This window comes from Streptomyces sp. NPDC097107 (assembly GCF_044762405.1).
GTDB lineage: Bacteria > Actinomycetota > Actinomycetes > Streptomycetales > Streptomycetaceae > Streptomyces > Streptomyces thinghirensis.
Genome location: NZ_JBIWEF010000028.1, coordinates 1 through 20,955, shown reverse-complemented (window position 1 = coordinate 20,955; position 20,955 = coordinate 1). Strand labels below are relative to the sequence as shown.

Below are 20,955 nucleotides of genomic sequence, written 5' to 3'. Positions count from 1 at the left end.
CAGTGGCCATCGGCTGACGAAGGGGTCCGAAGGTGGCGTCGATGCTCGATGCGGTCGTAGTGGGTGCGGGACCGAACGGACTGACCGCTGCCGTGGAGCTGGCCCGGCGCGGCTTCTCGGTCGCCGTGTTCGAGGCGCGGGGCACCGTGGGCGGCGGGGCCCGCACGGAGGAGCTGACCCTGCCGGGCTTCCGGCACGACCCGTGCTCCGCCGCGCACCCGCTGGGCATCAACTCGCCGGCGTTCCGCGCCCTGCCCCTGGAGCGGTACGGGCTGGAGTGGCTGCACGCCGGGCTGCCCATGGCGCATCCGTTCCCGGACGGCTCGGCCGCCGTCCTGTCCCGGTCGGTCGGTGAGACGGCCGCCTCCTTCGGAGCGCGCGACGCGGGCGCGTACCGCAGGCTGGTCGAGCCCTTCCTCCCCAGGTGGGACACGCTCGCCCGGGACTTCATGTCCCTTCCGCTCACCGCGCTGCCGCGCGACCCGGTCACCCTCGCCCGGTTCGGCCTGGCCGGCCTGCCCCCGTCGACGTGGCTGATGCGCCGCTTCCGCGACGACAGGGCCAAGGCCCTCTTCGCGGGGCTCGTCGCGCACGTCATGGCCCCGCTCGGCGGCTTCGCCACGGGCGCCATAGGCCTGGTCTTCGCCCTCGCCGCGCACGCCCGCGGCTGGCCCGTGGCCCGCGGCGGCTCGCAGGGCATCTCCGACGCCCTCGCCGCCTACCTCGAGGATCTCGGCGGCACCGTCCACACCGACTACGAGGTGAAGCGCCTCGACGATCTGCCGCCCGCGCGCGCCTACGTCTTCGACACCTCGCCCACGGCCCTGGCCCGCATCGCCGGCCTCGGCAACCACTACGCCGACTTCCGGTACGGCCCCGGCGTCTTCAAGATCGACTATGCGCTGGACGGCCCCGTCCCGTGGACCGCCCAGGAGCCCCGCACCGCCGGCACCGTGCAGATCGGCGCCGACAGTGCGGAGATCGGCGCGGCACTGAACGCGGCCTCCCGCCAGGGCCGGGCACCCGACGCGCCGTTCCTCATCACCGTGCAGCCGAGCGTCGCCGACCCCACCCGGGCCCCGGAGGGCAAGCACGTCTTCTGGGCGTACGGGCACGTCCCCAACGGCTGGACCGGCGACCTCACCGACGCCATCGAGCGTCAACTGGAGCGTTTCGCCCCGGGCTTCCGCGACCGCGTCCTCGCCCGCGCCACCGCGGGCCCGCCCGAACTCGCCGCCCGCAACGCCAACTACGTCGGCGGCGACATCGCCTCCGGCGCGGTCTCCGGCCTCCAGCTCCTGCTCCGTCCCAAGCTGTCCCTCTTCCCGTACGCCACCCCGCACCCGGCCGTCTTCATCTGCTCGTCGGCAACGCCGCCGGGCCCCGGAGTGCACGGCATGTCGGGGCACAACGCGGCGAAGGCCGTCTGGCGCAGGCTGCGGCAGACGTGACCGGCGTGTCCGGGGAACAGGCGTGACGACGAAACAGCACTGATCGGGGGAACAGCCATGACCACCATCACGCTCGTCCAGGGCGACATCACCCGCGAGAGCGCCGACGCGATCGTCAACGCGGCCAACTCCTCCCTGCTCGGCGGAGGCGGCGTCGACGGCGCCATCCACCGGCGCGGCGGCCCCGAGATCCTCGCGGAGTGCCGCAAGCTCCGCGCGGGGCACCTCGGCAAGGGCCTGGCCACCGGCCGGGCCGTCGCCACCACGGCCGGTGACCTGGACGCGCGCTGGGTGATCCACACGGTGGGCCCGGTGCACAGTGAGACCGAGGACCGTTCCGAACTCCTCGCCTCCTGCTACCGCGAGTCCCTGCGCCTCGCCGACGAGCTGGGCGCCCGCACGGTCGCCTTCCCCGCCATCTCCACCGGCGTCTACCGCTGGCCGATGGACGACGCGGCCCGCATCGCCGTGGAGACGGTACGCAACACCCCGACCGCCGTCGAAGAGGTCCGGTTCGTCCTGTTCGACATTCGCGCCCACGCCGCGTTCGCCTCGCGACTGGGCTGATGGTCGGTGCCCGCCTCCTCCGGCCGCCGGTCGGCCCGGCTTGACGCTTCAATTGCCATTGATGTGCAATAGCATTTCTTTTGCAGCAAGCGTGGGGGGAACATGAGAACCCGTCGGATACGAGCGGCCGCCGCATCGGCCGCCCTGGCCGCAGGCGTGAGCGCCTGCTCGGCACCCGGAGGCGGCGGCGACGCCAAGGCCGCCGAGTCCGTCGTGATCGGCGTGGCCTCCGAGCCGGACACGCTGAGCCCCCTGCTCGGCTACGGCAAGGACGGAAACTCCAAGGTCTTCGACGGGCTGCTCGCCCGCGACACCGACCTGAAGCTGAAGCCCGCGCTCGCCACCGCGCTGCCGAAGATCGCCGACGGCGGCAGGACGTACACGTACACCCTGCGCGACGGCGTGAAGTTCAGCGACGGCGAACCGCTGACGGCCCAGGACGTGGTCTACACGTACCGCACCGTCCTCGACGCGAAGACCAACAACACCGCCCGCAGTGAACTGGACGCCGTCGAGGACGTCCGCGCGAAGGGCGACGACACCGTCGTCTTCTCCCTCAAGTATCCGTACGCGGCCTTCGCGGCCCGCACGGTGCTGCCCATCGTCCCCGAGCACATCGCGGGCGAGCAGGACCCCAACACCGGTGCCTTCAACACCGAGCCCGTCGGCACCGGCCCGTACGTGCTCGCCGACTGGAGCAAGGGCGAGAAGCTCACCTTCAAGGCCAATCCGCACTACTGGGGCGGCAAGCCCGCGGTGAAGTCGTTCACCATGGCGATCATCGCCGACGACAACGTCCGCGCCACCCGGCTGCGCTCCGGCGACCTCGACGGCGCCGTCCTGCCGCCCAACCTCGCCGCGACCTTCAAGAAGGACGACGGCAGGCGCACGTACCGGGCCAGGTCCTACGACTTCCGGGCCGTCACCCTGCCCACCACCGGCAAGGTCACCGGCGACCGCGCCATCCGGCAGGCGCTGGACGCCGCCGTGGACCGCCAGGCCATGGTCGACAAGATCCTCGACGGCGCGGGCCGGCCGGCGTACGGGCCGCTGCCCGCCGACGACCCCTGGTACGTGCGCGGCATCGAGCGCCCGCACGACCTCGCCGAGGCCGAGCGCATCCTGGACGAGGCGGGCTGGAAGGCGGGCTCCGGCGGCGTCCGTGCCAAGGACGGACAGCGCGCCTCGTTCACCCTGTACTACCCCTCGGGCGACAAGGTCCGCCAGGACCACGCGCTCGCCTACGCCTCCGACGCCAAGAAGGCCGGCATCGAGGTGAAGGTGGAGGGCGCCACCTGGGAGGTCATCGAGCCGCGGATGAAGAACGAAGCGGTCCTGGCGGGCTTCGGCAGCGTCGGCGACCCGGACTTCGGCCTCTACACCCTGCTGCACTCCTCCCTCGCGGGCGACGGCTTCAACAACATGGCCGGCTACGACAACGAGGCGGTCGACGAGGCACTCGACGCCGGCCGCCGCAGCCAGGACCCGAAGAAGCGCGAGGCCGCCTACGACGAGATCCAGCGGGCCCTGGTCGAGAACCCCGGCTACACCTTCCTCACCCACATCGACCACCTCTACGTCCTCGCCGACCACTGGGACGGGCTGACCACGCAGCTGGAGCCGCACGAGCACGGCTTCGCCAGCGGCCCCTGGTGGAACATCGAGGACTGGCAGCCGAAGGAATGACCCGGTCTCCCGGACGGCTGCCCTGGGAAGCGATGGCACGCCTCGCGGGACGGCGGGCGCTGTTCGCCGTCCCCGTCGTCCTCGTCGTCACCTTCGGCGTATTCGCCATCGCCGCCGCCTCCCCGTTCGATCCCGTCAAGGCCTACGCCGGCACCGCCGCGCTCGGCGCCGACCAGGAGACCCTGGACCGGCTGCGGGACAACCTCGGCGTGGACCAGTCCTTCGTCGTCCGCTGGTGGAACTGGCTGGCCTCGGCGCTCACCGGCGACCTCGGCCAATCCGGGGTGATGCGCCAGCCGGTGGCGCAGGTCATCGGGGAACGCCTCGTGTGGTCCGCGCTGCTGTGCGCCGTCGCCTTCGCCGTGGCCGTCCTGGTCGGCACGCTCCTCGGTGTGCTGGCCGCCCGCCGCCCCGGGTCGATGCTCGACCGGGCCGTCACCTCGCTCGCCTACACGCTGGAGGCGGCGCCGGTCTTCTGGATCGCGCTGCTCGCCGTGTGGCTGTTCGCCCTCCAGTGGGACGTCCTGCCGGCCGGCGGCCTGACGGACACCGCCAGCGAACAGGTCACCCTCGGACAGGTCGCGAGCCACATCGTGCTGCCGGCCGGCGTGCTCGCCGTCTCCCAGCTGCCCTGGTTCACCCTCTACGTGCGCCAGGGCGTCGGCGACGCCCTCACCGAGGACCCGGTGCGCGGCGCGCGGGCCCGCGGCATCGGGGAGGGCACCGTCCTGTTCGGGCACGCCCTGCGCTCGGGGCTGCTGCCGGTGCTCACGCTGATCGGCTCCCGCGTTCCCGAACTCATCACCGGCGCCCTGCTGGTGGAGAGCGTCTTCAGCTGGCCGGGCATCGCCGCGGCCACCGTCGAGGCGGCCACCGCCGTCGACTTCCCGCTGCTGGCCGCCCTGACCACCCTCGCCACCGCCGCCGTACTCGCCGGCAACCTGCTCGCCGACCTGCTCTACGGACTGTTCGACCCGAGGGTGGAACTCAGTGAAATGTGAGTCCCATGGCTGAGATCACAGCCGAGAAGGCGGAACGGCCCACCGTGTGGCGGTCCCACGGCACGGACCGCCGCTCCACTCGTACCCTGCGCCTGCGCACCTCCGCGGCGCTGCTGACCGTGACCGTCCTCGCCGTGCTGCTCGTGCCGCCGCTGGTCCAGCTCGACCAGCAGGCCGTCGACCTGGCCGCCAAGCTGCAACCGCCCAGCTGGGAGCACCCGTTCGGCACCGACGACGTCGGCCGCGACCTGCTGCTGCGCTGCGTGTACGGCCTGCGCGTCTCCCTGCTCGTCGGGGTGGCGGCGGCGCTGACGGCCACCGTGGTCGGCACCGCGGTGGGCGCCACCGCCGGAGCGCTGGGCGGCTGGGTCGACCGGGCCGTCATGCGGGTCGTCGACACCATCGCCTCCGTTCCCCACCTGCTGCTGGGGATCTTCATCGTCGCGATGTTCCGGCCGGGCGTCTGGCCGGTGGTGATCTCCGTCGCGCTCACCCACTGGCTCTCCACCGCGCGCATCGTCCGCGCCGAGGTGCTGTCGCTGCGCTCGCGCCCCTACATCGACGCGGCCGTCTCCGGCGGCGCGTCCCGGTGGCGGGTGGCCGTACGGCATCTGCTGCCGGGCGTGCTGCCCCAGGCCGCGCTGGCCGCCGTACTGATGGTGCCGCACGCCATGTGGCACGAGTCGGCGCTGTCCTTCCTCGGGCTCGGGCTGCCCACCCACACCGCGAGTCTCGGCAACCTGATCCAGGAGGCGCGGGGATCGCTGCTCGCCGGGCAGTGGTGGCCGACCCTCTTCCCCGGTCTGTTCCTCATCGTCCCCACCCTCGCCGTCGCCGGTCTCGCGGGTGCCTGGCGGGAGCGGATCAACCCCCGCCGCCGATCGGAGCTGATGCTGTGACCGAGCGAGCCCCCGTGCTGTCGGTACGCGGTCTGTCGGTGCGCTTCCTGATGCCGGGCGGGCGCCGCGTCGCCGCCGTCACCGACGCCCAATTCGACGTGGCGGCCGGCGAGTGCCTGGCCCTGATCGGCGAGAGCGGCTGCGGCAAGTCCGTCCTCGCCTCCGCCCTGCTCGGACTGCTGCCCGGCAACGCTCGGACCGCGGGCAGCGCGCTGCTCGGCGAGCTGGACCTGCTCGCCGCCGACGAGCGGACCTTCGCCCGCACCGTGCGCGGCAGGCTGATCGGCCTCGTCCCGCAGAGTCCGGCCGCTCACCTCACCCCGGTCCGCACCGTTCGCTCCCAGTTGGAGGAGACGGTCGCGGCACACACCGCGGTCCGCGGCCGTGCGGCCCTGCGCGGGGCCGCGGAGGCCGCCGCCGAGCGCGCCGCGTTCCCGGTGGACCACCTCGACCACCACCCGCACGAGCTCTCCGGCGGTCTCGCCCAGCGCGCCGCCACCGCCCTCGCCCTGGTCGGCGACGCCCCGCTGCTGCTCGCCGACGAACCGACCACCGGACTCGACCGGGACCTGGTGGACCGCACCGTCGACGAGCTGAGGCGACATGTCGACAACAGGGCGGGGGGCGAGAACCGGGCCCTGCTGATGATCACCCATGACCTGGCCGCCGCCGAGCGCATCGCCGACCGGATCGCCGTGATGTACGCCGGCCGCATCGTCGAACTCGCCGAAGCCGGTGAATTCTTCGGCACCCCCGGCCCGCGCCATCCCTACAGCCGGGGCCTGCTCGACGCCCTGCCCGACCGCGCCTTCACTCCCATCCCCGGCCTGCCGCCCGAACTCGGCGCCCTCCCGGGCGGCTGCGCCTTCGCCGCCCGCTGCGAGCGGGCGACCGGCTCCTGCACCACGCTGCCGCCGCTGACCGGCACGGTCGCCTGCCACCACCCGCACGCAGCGCTCACGGAGGCCGCCGACCGTGCTTGAACTGAGCGACATCACCGCCGGATACGCCGGGAACGCGCCCGTGATCCGGGACATATCCCTGTCGATCACGCCGGGCGAGGCCGTCGGGCTGCTCGGTCCGAGCGGCTGCGGCAAGTCCACCCTCGCGCGCGTGGCGGCCCTGCTGCACCACCCCGACGCCGGCACCCTGGTGGTCGACGGCACGCCCGTACGGCGCTGGCGCCACCGCGCGCCGCGCGAGCAGCGCACCGCCTTCGGCGTCGTCTTCCAGCAGGCCCGGCTCTCCGCGGACCCCCGGCTGGCGCTCACCGGCCTGATCGCCGAACCGCTGCGCGCCACCGGCCGGCGCGAGGGCATCGCCGACCGGGTCGCCGAACTGGCCGCCACCGTCGGGCTGACCACCGACCTGCTGAGCAGGCGCCCGCACGAGGTCAGTGACGGCCAGTTGCAGCGCGCCTGCCTGGCCCGCGCCCTCGTGCTGCGCCCGCGCTGGCTGGTGTGCGACGAGATGACGGCGATGCTCGACGCCTCGACCACCGCCGCCCTGGTCCGCGTGGTGGAGGAGTACCGGGCCGCCACCGGCGCGGGGTTGCTGGCCGTCGGTCACGACCGCGTCCTGCTCGACCGCTGGTGCGACCGCACCGTCGAATGGGCCACTCTGACCGCTGCGGTCTCTGCCGACGATGCGGCCATCCGCTAGAAGGCGAAATGTGGGAGTGATCGAGTGAATATGGCGGGTGCTCGGGTGTAGCGGCAGTTCGGGTATCACGCTCGGATGGCACTGCCCCGCACAGGTCCGGGTCGTCGATGGCCAGGCGCACGCAGTCCGTGTCTCGTGGAACCTGCTCCGCGACTGGTGGACCACGCTGCCGAAGGACAGGCGTTCCCTGGCCGCAGCGGACGCGGCGATCCGCCGTGCCCACCAGGATCTCGATTGGCTCGCCGTCCCGCCCGCGCAGGCCGCGCAGGCGGCACCTGAAGACCTCGACGCCGGGATGAAGCTGCCTCTGGCCCCCTCCGACGGCCATCACTTCGACCATGGCCGGACCGCACACCAGGTGGACGGAACGGCGGACCGTGACAAGTGGCTGACCAGCGGGGAGAAGGCGCAACTTCTGTGCTTGGAACGGCGTGCCGCACATCGCAAGGCCTGCCGCGGACCGGGCGAGCGCATCTCGCGCCGGTTGCGTAACGCCTACGACCAGATCAAGCGTCTCCGCGGACCCCGCACAGGACACCTGAGACCCTCACCAGGAACCAACAAAGTCCGACGGGGTAATTGATTCGGTTGTGTTCGGGTTCTAGGGTGTGCCTGACTCAGTAGCCGCTGCGTCACCGGCAGTTGCGATCCACCCCCACCTCAACTGCTTTCACAGCACCGTGCGTTGAGCCGCCCCCGAAGCCCACGGAAGGCCACGGTCATGCCGCACTCGCCCGTGTCACCCGCCGGATCCCCGGCCCGCCCGTCCCGCCCGGTCGTCAGCCGCCGCCGTCTCCTGGAGGGGAGCGCCGCCGTCCTCGGCGCCCTCGCCCTGTCCGCCTCGCCCGTCGCGGCGCACGGGGCAGGCCGGCGCGTGGCGGCCGACGAGCCCCCGGAGTGGAACGACTTCGGTGTCTTCCGGCTCGGCACCGAGCCACCGCACACCACGCTCATGCCGTACGCCGACGTGAGAGCGGCCCTCGCCGGCGACCGCACCCGCTCGCCCTACCGGATCGGTCTCGACGGCACCTGGAAGTTCGCCTACGCCGACCGCCCCGAGGACCGGGACGCCGACTTCCACCGCACCGACACCGACGACCGCGACTGGGAGACCATCCCGGTGCCGTCCGTGTGGCAGCTGCACGGCCACGACTTCCCGATCTACCTCAACATCACCTACCCGTACTCGGGTCCCAACGGCCTCGGCGAGGACCCGCAGCCGCCCGCCGCGCCGACCCGCTACAACCCGGTCGGCCAGTACCGGCGCACCTTCACCGTCCCGCGGGACTGGACGGGCCGCCGCACCTTCCTGCACTTCGAGGGCGTCAAGTCCGCGCACTACGTGTGGATCAACGGCGAACTGGTCGGCTACGACGAGGACTCCTTCACCCCGTCCGAGTACGACATCACCGACCACCTGAAGCCCGGCACCAACCAGATCGCCGTGGAGGTGTACCGCTACTCCGACGGAGACTGGCTGGAGGACCAGGACATGATCCGGCTGAGCGGCATCTTCCGCTCGGTCTACCTGTACTCCACGCCGGCCGTGCACCTGCGCGACTTCAAGCTGGACACCCCGCTGAACGACACGTACACGGATGCCGAGCTGGCCGTCACCGCGAGCGTGCGGGCGTACGGCGACGGCGGCGACGCGGGCAAGTACACCGTCGAGACCCAGCTGTACGACGCGCGCGGCCACGCGGTCTGGTCCCGCCCGCTGAACCAGACGGCCGACCTCGGCACGGTCGGCGCCGGCCAGGACGTCACCGTACGGGCCACGAAGGCCGTACCGAAACCCAGGCTGTGGTCGGCCGAGCACCCGGACCTCTACACGGCCGTACTGCGCCTGCGGGACCCGGCGGGCAAGGTCGTCGAGACCCTGTCCCACCGGGTCGGCTTCCGGGAGTTCGCGCTCAAGGAGGGGCTGATGCGCATCAACGGCAAGCCCGTCTCCTTCCGGGGCACCAACCGCCACGAGATGCACCCGGACCGGGGCACGGCCCTCACCCGCGACGACCTGGTCGAGGACATCGGGATCATCAAGCGGATGAACATGAACAGCGTCCGCACCTCGCACTACCCGAACAACCCGCTGTGGTACGAACTCGCCGACGAGTACGGCCTCTACCTCGTCGACGAGACCAACCTGGAGACCCACGGCATCCGCGGGGAGTACCCCGGCGACCACCCCGATTGGACCGAGGCCTGCGTGGTCCGCGCCCAGAACATGGTGCACCGCGACAAGAACCACGCCTCGGTCGTCATCTGGTCGCTCGGCAACGAGGCGGGCGGCGGCAGCACCTTCACCGCCATGCACGACTGGATCCGCTCCTACGACCCCACCCGCGTCATCCAGTACGAGGGCGACGACCGGCCGGGCATCAGCGACATCCGCTCCGAGATGTACGACAGCCCGCAGCGCGTCGAGCAGCGGGCGAAGGACACCTCCGACACCCGGCCGTACGTGATGATCGAGTACTCCCACGCGATGGGGAACTCCAACGGCAACTTCAAGAAGTACTGGGACGTCGTGCGCGCCCACGACGTGCTCCAGGGCGGCTGGATCTGGGACTTCGTCGACCAGTCGCTGACCTGGCCCGTGCCGCGGCGCACGCTGCTGACCGAGGAGGGGCCGGCCGGCCTGCGCGGTGAGATCCTCGCCGCCTCCGGCACCTTCGAGCGCGGCAAGGGCCTGTCCGGCGGCACGGTCTTCGCCCGCGACGAGGGCCTGGACCTCACCGGCTCGCTGACCCTGGAGGCCTGGGTCACCCCGGACGTGACCGGCTACCACCAGCCGATCCTCACCAAGGGCGACACCCAGTACGCGCTGAAGCAGAACAACCGCACGCTGGAGTTCTTCATCCACTCCGGCGGTCAGTGGATCACCGCCACCTGGACGGTGCCGGAGGACTGGACCGGCCGCGAGCACCACATCGCGGGCGTCTTCGACGCGGAGGCCGGCACCCTCACCCTGTACGTCGACGGCGAGCGGCGGGCGACCCGCACCACCGACCGGCGGCCCACCAGTAACACGGCCTCCCTGGCCCTGGCCACCGACGCCGACAACCAGACCCGCGAGTTCAGCGGCACCATCCGCCGCGCCCGCGTCTACGCCCGCGCCCTCGGCGCCGCCGAACTGGCCGGCGCCGACCGCGGCCCCGGCGCCGACGGCGTGCGCTTCTGGTTCGACGCGGAGACCGTCGAGGTCGACAGGGAGCGGCCGAAGGAGAAGACCTTCTTCGCGTACGGCGGCGACTGGGGCGACAACCCCAACGACGGCTGCTTCGTCGCCGACGGCATCGTCCTCGCCGACCGCGGCCACACCGGCAAGGCCGCCGAGGTCAAGCGGGTCTACCAGGCGGTCGGCGTCGAGCAGCGGTCCGGCGGCGCGGGCGCGGTCACGCTCGTCAACGAGTACCTGTTCACCAACCTCCGCGAGTTCGACGGGCGCTGGGAACTGGTCGCCGACGGCGAAACGGTGCGGCGCGGACGGCTCGACCGCCGCCGGCTGGACGTGGAGCCGCTGTCCAGGAAGGACATCACCGTGCCCGTACGGCTGCCGAGCGATCCGGCACCGGGCACGGAGTACTTCCTCCGGCTGTCCTTCACCACCAAGGAGGCCACCCCCTGGGCGAAGGCGGGCTTCGAGGTCGCCAGGGCGCAGCTCGCCCTCCACGCGGACGTCCGCGCGGTGGCTCCCGTGCCGCTGGACCGGGTGCCGTCCCTGCGCCACCGGGACGGCGACGACGCGGTCACGGTCGACGGCCGGGGCTTCTCGGTCACCGTCGACAAGCGCGCAGGCACCATCACCTCGTACGAGGCGAAGGGCAGGCGGCTGATCACCTCCGGGCCGGTGCCCAACTTCTGGCGCGCGCCCACCGACAACGACCACGGCAACGGCCAGCACACCCGCAACCAGACCTGGCGGGACGCGGGCGCCCGGCGCAAGGTCACGGACGTCGCCGTACGCAACCTGGGCGACCGGGCCGTCGAGATCAAGGTCAGCGGCACCCTGCCCACCACCGTGGAGTCGGCGTACACCACCACGTACACCGTGTTCGGCAACGGCGAGATCAAGGTCGACAACACGCTGCACCCGGGGGCCGCGAACCTGCCGTACCTCCCCGAGGTCGGCACGATGCTGTTCCTGCCGCGCGGCCTGGACCGCCTGCACTACTACGGGCGCGGCCCCGAGGAGAACCACTGGGACCGCAACACCGGCACCGACGTCGGCCTGTACTCCGGGACCGTCGCCGAGCAGTGGACGCCGTACATCCGTCCGCAGGAGAACGGCAACAAGACCGACGTCCGGTGGATCGCCCTCACCGACGGCGACGGGGTGGGCCTGCTCGCCTCGGGCGAGCCCCTGCTGGAGGCCAACGCCTCCCACTTCACGCCGGAGGACCTGTCGGCCGGGGTGCGGCACGACTACCAGCTCACGCCGCGGGACGCCGTCGTCCTCCGGCTGAGCCACCGCCAGATGGGCGTCGGCGGCGACAACAGCTGGGGCGCGCACACGCACGACGAGTTCAAGCTCTTCGCCGACCGGGACTACTCCTACACCTACCGGCTGCGCCCGCTGACGGACGTGAAGGAGGCGATGGCGGCCTCGCGCCGGCCCACGGCGACCGGGTGACCGAGGGATGAACGGGGAGTCCGGGGCAACCCGGGCTCCCATGGGTGACGTACTGGTCGGAGCATGCTCCTGGACGGACCGCCAACTCCTCGGGAGCGGCTGGTACCCGCGCGGGCGACGGGACGCCGAGGGGCGGCTGCGGCACTACGCCTCCCGGCTGCCCGTCGTCGAAGTGGACGCCGGGTACTACGCGTTGCCGAGCCGGCGCAACAGCGAGCTCTGGGTGGAGCGTACGCCGGAGGGCTTCCGGTTCGACGTCAAGGCCTTCTCCCTGCTGACCGGCCATCCCACGCGCGCGGAGGCCCTGCCCGCGGACCTGCGCGGAGCCGACCCGGGCCCGCTGCGGCGCGGGCAGGCGAGTGAGGGCCTGCTGGACGAGGTGTGGGGGCGCTTCGCCGAGGCGGTCGAGCCGCTGCGCGAGGCCGGGCGGCTCGGCACCGTGCTGTTCCAGTTTCCCCCGTGGTTCGCCCCGGGGGCCCCGGCCGAGGCGACGCTCGAAGGGTGCGCCCTGCGCACGGAGGGCTGGCCGCTCGCCGTGGAGTTCCGCCACCCGGGGTGGTGGGAGCCGCGACGGGCGGACGCCACCCACGCGCTGCTGTCCGGCCTGGGCGCGTCGGCCGTCGGCACCGACATGGCCCAGGGCATGCCCGCGTCGCTGCCGCCCATCGCCCCGGTGACCCGTCCCGGCCTCGCCGTCGTACGGTTCCACGGCCGCAGCACGGCCTGGGGGAGGGGCGGCAAGGAGGACCGCTTCCGGTACGACTACGATGTCACCGAACTCGCCGCCTGGGCACCCTGGTTGCGGCGCGCCGCCCGGCGGACGGACGAGTTGCACGTGCTGTTCAACAACTGCTGCGCGGACGCCGCCGTACGCGCCGCCGAGACCATGCGCGGGCTGCTCACTCCGCCGCGTCGCTGATTCCCAGCCGCAGGTGCTCCACGTGGTACACGGCCTGGTCGAGCAGCCCGGCCACATGGTCGTCGTGCAGCGCGTACACCACCGACCGGCCACGTCGCTCACCCACCACCAGGCCCAGATTGCGCAGCAGCCGCAGCTGGTGCGAGCAGGCCGACTGCTCCATGCCGACCTCCGCCGCCAACTCGGTCGCGGGCAGCGGGCCTTCGCGCAGACGGGCCAGGATCAGCAGCCGGGAGGGCGTGGACAGCGCCTGGAGCGTGGTGGCGACCTTGGTGACGTTGTCCGCGTCCAGACGCAGGCGTGCGGTGGCGTCCTGCGCGGTGGTGGCGGCTCCGTGACCCATACGGTTCATCCTACTCGCCACACATGAACGCATGAATGAGTCTTCATCTGTTCCTGTATGGTGTGCCGCGTGTCCACCACGCTTGCCCCCACCCCGGTCCCCGCGCCCGTCCACCGGGTGCCCCGCAGCCGAACCCGCGTCCTCGCCCTGCCCGAGGCCCGCTGGGCGCTGGCGTCCCTCGTCACGTTCCTGCTGGCGTTCCCCCTCGATCTCGGCGGCGCCCCCGCCTGGACGTACGGCCCGCTCTACGCGGTCGCGTACGCCGCCGGCGGCTGGGAGCCCGCGCTGGAGGGCCTGCGGGCGCTGCGCGAGAAGACCCTCGACGTCGACCTGCTGATGATCGTCGCGGCACTCGGAGCGGCCTCCATCGGGCAGGTCCTCGACGGCGCCCTGCTGATCGTCATCTTCGCCACCTCCGGCGCCCTGGAGGCTCTGGCCACCGCCCGCACCGCCGACTCCGTGCGCGGCCTGCTCGACCTCGCGCCCCCCACCGCGACCCGCGTGCGGGGGGACCGCGAGGAGACCGTCCCGACCGCCGGCCTCGCCGTCGGCGACCTGCTCCTGGTCCGGCCGGGGGAGCGCATCGGCGCCGACGGCTCGGTCGTCGACGGCGCCGGCGAGGTCGACCAGGCCACCATCACCGGCGAGTCCCTGCCCGTCCTCAAGCGCCCCGGCGACGACGTCTTCGCCGGCACCCTCAACGGCACCGGCGCCCTGCGCGTCCGCGTCGAACGCGACCCCGCCGACTCGGTCATCGCCCGGATCGTCACCCTCGTCGAGGAGGCGTCCCGCACCAAGGCCCCGACGCAGCTGTTCATCGAGAAGATCGAGCAGCGCTACGCGGTCGGCGTGGTGGCCGCCACCCTCGCGGTCTTCGGTATCCCGCTCGCCTTCGGTGCCGACCTCACGGAGGCCCTGCTGCGCGCCATGACCTTCATGATCGTCGCCTCACCCTGCGCGGTCGTCCTCGCGACGATGCCGCCCCTGCTGTCCGCCATCGCCAACGCCGGCCGGCACGGCGTCCTCGTGAAGTCGGCGGTCGCGATGGAACGCCTCGGCGAGATCGACGCCGTCGCCCTCGACAAGACCGGCACCCTCACCGAGGGCACCCCCGAGGTGACCGCCGTACGCCCGCTGCCCGGCTCCGGGCTCGACCAGGACGCCCTCCTCGCGCTCGCCGCCGCCGCCGAGCACCCGAGCGAGCACCCATTGGCCCGCGCGATCGTCACCGCCGCCCGCGCACGCGGCCTGCGCATCGCGTCCGCACGGGACTTCACCGCGGCTCCCGGGCTCGGCGTCACCGCGGTCGTCGACGGCCACGAGGTGCACGTCGGCCGTGCTCAGCAGCCCGAGGGCGCCGAGACCACCGTCCGGGTCACCCGCGACGGCACCCCCCTCGGCACCCTCGCCCTCACCGACCGCCTCCGCGCCGACGCCGCCCCGGCCACCGCCGCGCTCGCTGACCTCACCGGCACCGCCGCCACCCTGCTCACCGGCGACAACGCGCCCGCGGCGGCCCGCGTGGCCACCGCGACCGGCATCACCGACGTCCGCGCGGACCTGCTGCCGGAGGGCAAGGTCGAGGCCGTACGGGAACGGGAGCGGGCCGGCCGCAAGGTGCTCTTCGTGGGCGACGGCGTCAACGACGCCCCCGCGCTCGCCGCCGCCCACGCCGGTGTCGCCATGGGCCGTGCCGGCTCCGACCTGGCCCTGGAGACGGCCGACGCGATCGTGGTGCGCGACGAGCTGGCGGCCGTACCCGCCGTCGTACGGCTGTCCCGGCGCGCGCGCCGACTGGTGCTGCAGAACCTGGTCATCGCCGGGACGTTCATCACGGCCCTCGTCCTGTGGGACCTGATCGGGCACCTCCCGCTGCCGCTCGGCGTCGCCGGGCACGAGGGCTCGACCGTACTGGTCGGCCTCAACGGCCTGCGGCTGCTGCGCGAGTCGGCATGGCGATCCGGGTGACCAGGGCGCTCGGGGCGACGAAGGCGATCCGGCGGAGCCCAGGAAGCGTGGCGTCCATGTCGGATTTCCGCCAGCCCCGGCCCGGCAGGTGGACCATCCTGGACGCATGCAGACGGGAATGCACACCGACACCGAGCGCTGCGCGCGCGCCGTCCGGTCGAAGGACGCGCGCTTCGACGGCTGGTTCTTCACGGCTGTCCTGACGACCCGCATCTACTGCCGGCCCAGCTGCCCGGTGGTGCCGCCCAAGCCCGAGAACATGACCTTCCTCCCGAGCGCGGCGGCCTGCCAGCAGGCCGGGTTCCGGGCGTGCAAACGCTGCCGCCCGGACACCAGCCCCGGCTCACCGGAGTGGAACCAGCGCGCCGACCTCACGGCCCGGGCCATGCGACTGATCGCCGACGGCGTCGTGGACCGCGAGGGCGTGCCCGGTCTCGCCGCCCGGCTCGGCTACAGCACCCGGCAGGTCGAACGCCAGCTCCTCGCCGAGCTGGGCGCCGGTCCCCTCGCGCTCGCCCGCGCCCAGCGCGCCCAGACCGCCCGGCTGCTCATCGAGACGACCCCGCTGCCGATGGCGGAGGTCGCCTTCGCCGCCGGCTTCTCCTCCATCCGCGCCTTCAACGACACGGTCCGCGAGGTCTACGCCCTCTCCCCGAGCGAGCTGCGCACCCGCGCCCCGAAGCACCGCCTCGCCGGCACCGCCCCCGGCGCCCTCTCCCTCCGCCTCCCGTTCCGCACCCCGCTCAACCCCGACAACCTCTTCGGGCACCTCGCCGCCACCGCGGTACCCGGCGTGGAGGAGTGGCGGGGCGGCGCGTACCGGCGCACCCTGCGCCTCCCGTACGGTCACGGCATCGTGACCCTCACTCCTCACTCCGACCACATCGCCTGCCGCCTCACCCTCAGCGACCTGCGCGACCTGACCGTCGCCATCAGCCGCTGCCGGCGCCTGCTCGACCTGGACGCCGACCCGGCGGCCATCGACGACCAGCTGCGCGCCGACGCGCTGCTCGCGCCGTTGGTCGACAAGGCACCCGGCCGGCGCGTCCCGCGCACGGTCGACGAGGCGGAGTTCGCCGTACGGGCCGTGCTCGGCCAGCAGGTCTCCACCGCCGCCGCCCGCACTCACGCCGCCCGCCTGGTCACGGCACACGGCGACACGGTCGACGACCCCGAGGGCGGCCTCACCCACCTCTTCCCGCCGGCGGCGGCGCTGGCGGCGGTGGACCCCGAGACCCTGGCGATGCCCCGCACCCGCCGCACGACCTTCACCACCCTCGTCTCCCACCTGGCCGACGGCTCGCTCAACCTCGGCGTCGAGTGCGACTGGGCCGAGACCCGGGCCCGGCTCCTCGCCCTCCCCGGCTTCGGCCCCTGGACCGCCGACGTCATCGCGATGCGGGCCCTCGGCGACCCCGACGCCTTCCTCCCCACCGACCTCGGCATCCGCCGCGCCGCCGGAGAGCTGGGTCTGCCCTCGACACCGGCGGCGCTCACCGCCCGCGCGGCGGCCTGGCGGCCCTGGCGGGCGTACGCCGTCCAGTACCTGTGGGCCACCGACAGCCACCCGATCAACTTCCTGCCCGTGTGAGGAAATGCCGTGGTAACCCTGAAACAGCACACCGTCGTCGACAGCCCGTACGGACTTCTCACGCTCGTCGCCGAGGACGGCGTCCTGTGCGGCCTCTACATGACCGACCAGCGCCACCGCCCGGCGGAAGAGAGCTTCGGAGCGGCCGACGACGGTCCGTTCGCCGAGGCGGAGGAGCAACTGACGGCGTACTTCGCCGGTGAACTGAAGGACTTCACCCTCGACCTGCGCCTGAACGGAACCCCGTTCCAACGCACGGTCTGGGACCAGCTGCGCGAGATCCCGTACGGCGAGACCCGCACCTACGGCGAACTCGCCGACGCCCTCGGCAACCCGGCCGCCTCCCGCGCCGTCGGCCTCGCCAACGGCCGCAACCCGATCGGCATCATCGTCCCCTGCCACCGCGTCATCGGCGCGAGCGGCGGCCTCACCGGCTACGGCGGCGGCCTGGAACGCAAGCAGCGCCTGCTGGACTTCGAACGGGGCTCGGCGCTCTTCTAGTCACCGCGCATCCCCGGGAGGGAGGGCTCTCGCGCAAGGCCGGCTGTCCGTGGACGGCGACGCGAACCGCGAAGACCAGGTCGAAGGGCCCCTCCCCGGGCTCCCGGACGAATTCCTCCGCCGCGACGCACCGCACACTGATACGGCCCGAGGCGATCTCCCGGGCCGAGCCGGCCTCCGACGGCGCGATCGCCCGCGCCGAACGGCCGGCGGCGAGGACCTCCCCGGACACCAGCCGTGCCGCCACCGCCCGCGCGGCGGCACCCGGCCTCGATCTCGTCGCGGACGGGGCGGACGGCCTCGACGCCCTGGCCTGCCGGATCCGCCAACCGCCAGTCAGCCGCGATCTCCAGGACCCGCGCCCCGGCGTCTGGGGCAGCGCGTCCACGACCTCGGTGAGACGGGGCGAAAGCCTTCCGGCCACGGACCGGTCACCTCACTCACTCGGTGGGCCGAGGTGTGCCGACCCGGAGGCGGTTGCCGTCCGGGTCGCGCAGCTCGACCTCGCGCGCCCACGGCGCCTCCTCGACCCGCCCGCCGAACTCGGCGGCGACCGCGTCGACGTCGGCCACCCGCAGATACACCAGGGTGCCCGGCCGGGCGTCCCCGGTGTGCTCCGACAGGAACAGCCGCACCCGCCCGCGCGCGACCTCCACGAACGCCGGCAGACCCGGCTCGAAGCGGTGCTCCCACTGCGCGGCGAAGCCCAGCCGCGCGTACCACCGCACGGCCGCGGCGGCGTCGGCCACGCGCAGGATCGGAATGACCTCCTCGTCCACGCGCTCAGTCACCTTCTGTGTCCCTCCCGGCGCCCAGCCCGCGCAGCAGCTCGGGCAAAGCGGTCCCGATCGGCTCCCGGACGACCTCGTCGGCGAGCTCGTCGTACGGGGTCGGTTCGGCGTTGACGACGACCAGACGCGCACCGTGGTCGGCGGCCACGCCGGCCAGTCCGGCCGCGGGCTGCACCTGGAGGCTGCTGCCGACGGCGACGAACACCTGGCACGCCTTGCTGATGGCGGCCGCCTCGCCGAGCACCACCGGGTCGAGCCGCTCGCCGAACATCACGGTCGCCGGCTTCAGGATGCCGCCGCACTCCAGGCACGGCGGGTCGTCCTCGCCGGCCTCGACCCGGGCGAGCGCGTCCTCCATCGGCTCCCGGGCGTGACAGCCGGTGCACACGCAACTCCGCGCGGTGCCGTGCAGTTCGAGGACCTTGCGGGCGGAGAGCCCGGCGAGCTGGTGCAGACCGTCCACGTTCTGCGTGATCACCCGGACCGGTACGCCGGACCGCTCCAGCTCCGCCACCGCCCGGTGCGCCGTGTTCGGCCGGGCCCGCAGCGCCCCGTTCGCGCGCCGCATCCGCCACGAGCGGCGCCGGATCTCCGGATCGCCCATGTAGTACTCGTACGTGACGAGTTTCTCGGCCTCCGGATCGCGCCGCCACAGCCCGTTCGGCCCGCGGTAGTCGGGGATGCCGGAGTCCGTCGAGATGCCGGCACCGCTCAGGATGGCGACGAGGGGCTTGCTGGTCATGCGGTCGAGGGTAGGACGCCGGGGTGCGCCCGGCGAACGGTTATCGGCCGACCCGGACTCCGTTCTCCAGCTCGGCCGCTCCGGACCCGTCCGCCAGCACGTCCAGTGCGGCCAGTACCCGGCCGCGCAGCGCGCCGAGCAGGTGATCGCCCAGTTCCTCGCGCGGCACCAGCCGCCAGGACAGCAGCTCCTCCTCCTGCAACCGGATCGCCTTGAGGTCGTCCTCGGTCAGGATCCCGCCGTCGTACAGGTACGCCACGACCGGCGGGCGGCCCGTCCCGCTCACCCAGTCCACCGCGAGCAGCCGGCCGAGCCGCACGTGCAGCCCGATCTCCTCGAGGGTCTCCCGCCTTGCGCCCTGCCGCGGGGTCTCCCCGTCCTCCGACTCGATGGTCCCGCCGGGCAGCACCCACCCGTCGCGGTAGTTGGGCTCGACGAGCAGCACCCGCCCCCCGGCGTCGCGGAAGAGAGCGGCGGCACCGGCGAGGACGCGGGGGAGCCCGGCGATGTAGGCGGCGTAGTCAGGAGTGGTCATCCCGAAAGCGTAACGAGCCCCGGTCCCGCCCCGCCCCGGCCGTTCCAGGGTGCGGGCAGGGCATGACGGCGTGGCCGTCCTCCGGTTAAGGTCGCAGCGGCGCGACTGCCTTGACGTGCGCAAGGCTCGAAGAGCAAGGGGAGAGCAAGGTGGCTGACGCTGCAGTGGACGGGACCCGCCGGGTGCTCGTCGCCGCGGACAAGTTCAAGGGGTCGCTGACGGCCGTCGAGGTGGCCGAGCGGGTGACGGCCGGACTGCGCCGTGTCGTACCGGACCTCGCCGTCGAGGCGCTGCCCGTGGCCGACGGCGGCGACGGCACCGTGGCCGCGGCGGTCGCGGCCGGGTTCGAGCGCCGGGAGGTACGGGTCGCCGGGCCCCTCGGCGACGAGGTGACGGCCGCGTTCGCGCTGCGCGGCGACACCGCGGTGGTGGAGATGGCCGAGGCCAGTGGCCTCCAGCGGCTGCCGGCCGGCGTCCTCGCGCCGCTGACCGCGTCCACGCACGGCTCGGGCGAGCTGCTGCGGGCCGCGCTGGACGCGGGGGCGCGGACGATCGTGTTCGGAGTCGGCGGCAGCGCGACCACCGACGGCGGCGCCGGGATGCTGGCGGCGCTCGGCGCGCGGTTCGTGGGCAGTGACGGGGAGCCGGTCGCGCCGGGCGGGGGCGGCCTCGCCGACCTGGCCTCGGCCGACCTGACCGGGCTGGACCCGCGGCTCGCCGCCGTCGAGCTGGTGCTCGCGAGCGACGTCGACAATCCGCTGACCGGGCCCAAGGGCGCCCCGGCGGTCTACGGACCGCAGAAGGGGGCCTCTCCTCAGGACGTGGCTGCCCTGGACGCGGCCCTCGCGCACTTCGCGAGGGTGCTGGAGGAGACGGAGACCGTGGGCGCGCGGGCGGCCGAGTACGCCGCCTCACCGGGCGCGGGCGCGGCGGGCGGCATCGGGTTCGGCGCGATGCTCCTCGGGGCGCGGTTCCGGCCCGGCATCGAGGTGATGCTGGACGTGCTCGGCTTCGCGCCGGCGCTGGAACGGGCGGACCTGGTGATCACGGGGGAGGGTTCGCTGGACGAGCAGACCCTGCACGGGAAGGCCCCGGCCGGTGTGGCCGCGGCGGCGCGGGCGGCGGGCAGGGAGGTCGTCGCGGTGTGCGGGCGGCTGGCGCTGCCGGCGGAGGCGCTGGGGCGGGCCGGGATCCGGCGGGCGTATCCGCTGACGGATGTGGAGCCGGACGTGGCGAAGTGCATCGCCGAGGCGGGGCCGATCCTGGAGCGGGTGGCGGAGCGCATCGCGCGGGACTTCCTGGCGTAGGGGAGTTTCGCTCCCGCCGCCCCCACCCTTCCCGTACCCGGGGGCTGCCGCCCCCGGACCCCCGCTTCGGCCCTGAACGGGCCTCGTCCGCAAACGCCGGACGGGCTGAGCGACCTGGTGTGGCCGCCTCTGTCCCAACCGAGTCGGGCGGTGGGTGGAGAACAGGCCGGGGGTCTGAGGGCGGAGCCCTCAGCAAGGCCCACACCGGCGCCGGGCGCACACGAACAGAAGGGCCCCGGACCCAACCCTTCAGTTCTAGTGGCAACGCCGTTCAGTTAGGGCGGGGGTTTGTTCGTCAAGGCCGGTGAACAAGGCAGCGGAGCTGCTGTAGAAGAGGGATGTCACTCCAAGACATC

The 20,955-nt window shown here is 73.3% G+C and carries 17 protein-coding genes and 1 pseudogene; 13 read left to right on the top strand and 5 right to left on the bottom strand.

Going from position 1 to position 20,955, the window contains the following annotated elements:
• The first annotated feature begins 41 nt into the window (after window positions 1-41).
• From ACIQ1J_RS34855 to ACIQ1J_RS34815, 9 genes are all read left to right on the top strand, one after another.
• Window positions 42-1,451: a phytoene desaturase family protein gene (locus tag ACIQ1J_RS34855; RefSeq protein ID WP_403563323.1), complete on the top strand. Its 1,410-nt coding sequence runs from the start codon at window positions 42-44 to the stop codon at window positions 1,449-1,451.
• Window positions 1,452-1,508: 57 nt separating this feature from the next.
• The gene (locus tag ACIQ1J_RS34850; protein ID WP_403563321.1) at window positions 1,509-2,018 is read left to right on the top strand and encodes an O-acetyl-ADP-ribose deacetylase; all 510 of its coding nucleotides are present in this window, start codon (window positions 1,509-1,511) and stop codon (window positions 2,016-2,018) included.
• A 102-nt stretch (window positions 2,019-2,120) separates the two neighbouring features.
• Window positions 2,121-3,704 (top strand): ABC transporter substrate-binding protein, encoded by a 1,584-nt coding sequence (locus ACIQ1J_RS34845; RefSeq protein WP_403563319.1) that lies wholly within the window; start codon window positions 2,121-2,123, stop codon window positions 3,702-3,704.
• Window positions 3,705-3,736: 32 nt separating this feature from the next.
• On the top strand, window positions 3,737-4,705 hold the full coding sequence (locus ACIQ1J_RS34840) for an ABC transporter permease (RefSeq protein WP_403563333.1): 969 nt from the start codon (window positions 3,737-3,739) through the stop codon (window positions 4,703-4,705).
• Window positions 4,706-4,710: 5 nt separating this feature from the next.
• Window positions 4,711-5,604: an ABC transporter permease gene (locus tag ACIQ1J_RS34835; protein WP_210962372.1), complete on the top strand. Its 894-nt coding sequence runs from the start codon at window positions 4,711-4,713 to the stop codon at window positions 5,602-5,604.
• Window positions 5,601-6,587, top strand: a complete 987-nt coding sequence (locus ACIQ1J_RS34830; protein ID WP_403563317.1) for an ABC transporter ATP-binding protein — start codon at window positions 5,601-5,603, stop codon at window positions 6,585-6,587. Before ACIQ1J_RS34835 ends, ACIQ1J_RS34830 begins: the two co-directional genes overlap by 4 nt.
• On the top strand, window positions 6,580-7,266 hold the full coding sequence (locus ACIQ1J_RS34825; protein ID WP_403563315.1) for an ABC transporter ATP-binding protein: 687 nt from the start codon (window positions 6,580-6,582) through the stop codon (window positions 7,264-7,266). The genes ACIQ1J_RS34830 and ACIQ1J_RS34825 overlap by 8 nt, the downstream gene beginning before the upstream one ends.
• Window positions 7,267-7,987: 721 nt before the next feature.
• Entirely contained in the window at window positions 7,988-11,902 is a 3,915-nt protein-coding gene (locus tag ACIQ1J_RS34820; protein WP_403563313.1) for a glycoside hydrolase family 2 TIM barrel-domain containing protein, read from the top strand.
• Window positions 11,903-11,942: 40 nt separating this feature from the next.
• Window positions 11,943-12,821 carry a DUF72 domain-containing protein gene (locus ACIQ1J_RS34815; RefSeq protein ID WP_403563311.1) on the top strand — a complete coding sequence of 293 codons (879 nt, stop codon included), beginning with the start codon at window positions 11,943-11,945 and terminating at the stop codon, window positions 12,819-12,821.
• Here ACIQ1J_RS34815 and ACIQ1J_RS34810 read toward each other — a convergent pair.
• Window positions 12,802-13,164 carry a metalloregulator ArsR/SmtB family transcription factor gene (locus tag ACIQ1J_RS34810; RefSeq protein ID WP_210962378.1) on the bottom strand — a complete coding sequence of 121 codons (363 nt, stop codon included), beginning with the start codon at window positions 13,162-13,164 and terminating at the stop codon, window positions 12,802-12,804. The genes ACIQ1J_RS34815 and ACIQ1J_RS34810 overlap by 20 nt on opposite strands.
• Before the next feature lie 57 nt (window positions 13,165-13,221).
• Between ACIQ1J_RS34810 and ACIQ1J_RS34805 the strand changes: the two genes are divergently transcribed.
• From ACIQ1J_RS34805 to ACIQ1J_RS34795, 3 genes are all read left to right on the top strand, one after another.
• On the top strand, window positions 13,222-15,132 hold the full coding sequence (locus ACIQ1J_RS34805) for a heavy metal translocating P-type ATPase (protein WP_403563309.1): 1,911 nt from the start codon (window positions 13,222-13,224) through the stop codon (window positions 15,130-15,132).
• Between the two features lie 106 nt (window positions 15,133-15,238).
• The gene (locus ACIQ1J_RS34800; protein WP_403563307.1) at window positions 15,239-16,723 is read left to right on the top strand and encodes a DNA-3-methyladenine glycosylase 2 family protein; all 1,485 of its coding nucleotides are present in this window, start codon (window positions 15,239-15,241) and stop codon (window positions 16,721-16,723) included.
• An 18-nt stretch (window positions 16,724-16,741) separates the two neighbouring features.
• Window positions 16,742-17,224, top strand: a complete 483-nt coding sequence (locus ACIQ1J_RS34795; protein ID WP_403563331.1) for a methylated-DNA--[protein]-cysteine S-methyltransferase — start codon at window positions 16,742-16,744, stop codon at window positions 17,222-17,224.
• 257 nt (window positions 17,225-17,481) lie between these two features.
• Here ACIQ1J_RS34795 and ACIQ1J_RS34790 read toward each other — a convergent pair.
• The 4 genes and pseudogenes from ACIQ1J_RS34790 to ACIQ1J_RS34775 form a co-directional block, all read right to left on the bottom strand.
• Window positions 17,482-17,562 (bottom strand): annotated as a pseudogene (locus ACIQ1J_RS34790) (phosphotyrosine protein phosphatase); the annotation flags it as partial.
• Window positions 17,563-17,664: 102 nt separating this feature from the next.
• Window positions 17,665-18,003, bottom strand: coding sequence for a glyoxalase superfamily protein (locus tag ACIQ1J_RS34785; protein WP_403563329.1), 339 nt, complete (start codon window positions 18,001-18,003; stop codon window positions 17,665-17,667).
• Between the two features lie 4 nt (window positions 18,004-18,007).
• Entirely contained in the window at window positions 18,008-18,757 is a 750-nt protein-coding gene (locus ACIQ1J_RS34780) for an SIR2 family NAD-dependent protein deacylase (RefSeq protein WP_403563305.1), read from the bottom strand.
• Window positions 18,758-18,797: 40 nt separating this feature from the next.
• Window positions 18,798-19,292 carry an NUDIX domain-containing protein gene (locus tag ACIQ1J_RS34775; RefSeq protein ID WP_403563302.1) on the bottom strand — a complete coding sequence of 165 codons (495 nt, stop codon included), beginning with the start codon at window positions 19,290-19,292 and terminating at the stop codon, window positions 18,798-18,800.
• Window positions 19,293-19,441: 149 nt separating this feature from the next.
• On the opposite strand from ACIQ1J_RS34775, the gene ACIQ1J_RS34770 reads away from it, so the two are divergent.
• Window positions 19,442-20,599 (top strand): glycerate kinase, encoded by a 1,158-nt coding sequence (locus ACIQ1J_RS34770; protein WP_403563300.1) that lies wholly within the window; start codon window positions 19,442-19,444, stop codon window positions 20,597-20,599.
• Window positions 20,600-20,955 lie beyond the last annotated feature (356 nt).

Excerpts from the sequence above, each read along its gene's own strand:
- ACIQ1J_RS34855 (WP_403563323.1), top strand. The coding sequence starts at position 42 with ATGCTCGATGCGGTCGTAGTGGGTGCGGGACCGAACGGACTGACCGCT.
- ACIQ1J_RS34850 (WP_403563321.1), top strand. The coding sequence starts at position 1,509 with ATGACCACCATCACGCTCGTCCAGGGCGACATCACCCGCGAGAGCGCC.
- ACIQ1J_RS34845 (WP_403563319.1), top strand. The coding sequence starts at position 2,121 with ATGAGAACCCGTCGGATACGAGCGGCCGCCGCATCGGCCGCCCTGGCC.
- ACIQ1J_RS34840 (WP_403563333.1), top strand. The coding sequence starts at position 3,737 with ATGGCACGCCTCGCGGGACGGCGGGCGCTGTTCGCCGTCCCCGTCGTC.
- ACIQ1J_RS34835 (WP_210962372.1), top strand. The coding sequence starts at position 4,711 with ATGGCTGAGATCACAGCCGAGAAGGCGGAACGGCCCACCGTGTGGCGG.
- ACIQ1J_RS34820 (WP_403563313.1), top strand. The coding sequence starts at position 7,988 with ATGCCGCACTCGCCCGTGTCACCCGCCGGATCCCCGGCCCGCCCGTCC.
- ACIQ1J_RS34815 (WP_403563311.1), top strand. The coding sequence starts at position 11,943 with ATGGGTGACGTACTGGTCGGAGCATGCTCCTGGACGGACCGCCAACTC.
- ACIQ1J_RS34810 (WP_210962378.1), bottom strand. The coding sequence starts at position 13,164 with ATGGGTCACGGAGCCGCCACCACCGCGCAGGACGCCACCGCACGCCTG.
- ACIQ1J_RS34805 (WP_403563309.1), top strand. The coding sequence starts at position 13,222 with ATGGTGTGCCGCGTGTCCACCACGCTTGCCCCCACCCCGGTCCCCGCG.
- ACIQ1J_RS34800 (WP_403563307.1), top strand. The coding sequence starts at position 15,239 with ATGCAGACGGGAATGCACACCGACACCGAGCGCTGCGCGCGCGCCGTC.
- ACIQ1J_RS34780 (WP_403563305.1), bottom strand. The coding sequence starts at position 18,757 with ATGACCAGCAAGCCCCTCGTCGCCATCCTGAGCGGTGCCGGCATCTCG.
- ACIQ1J_RS34775 (WP_403563302.1), bottom strand. The coding sequence starts at position 19,292 with ATGACCACTCCTGACTACGCCGCCTACATCGCCGGGCTCCCCCGCGTC.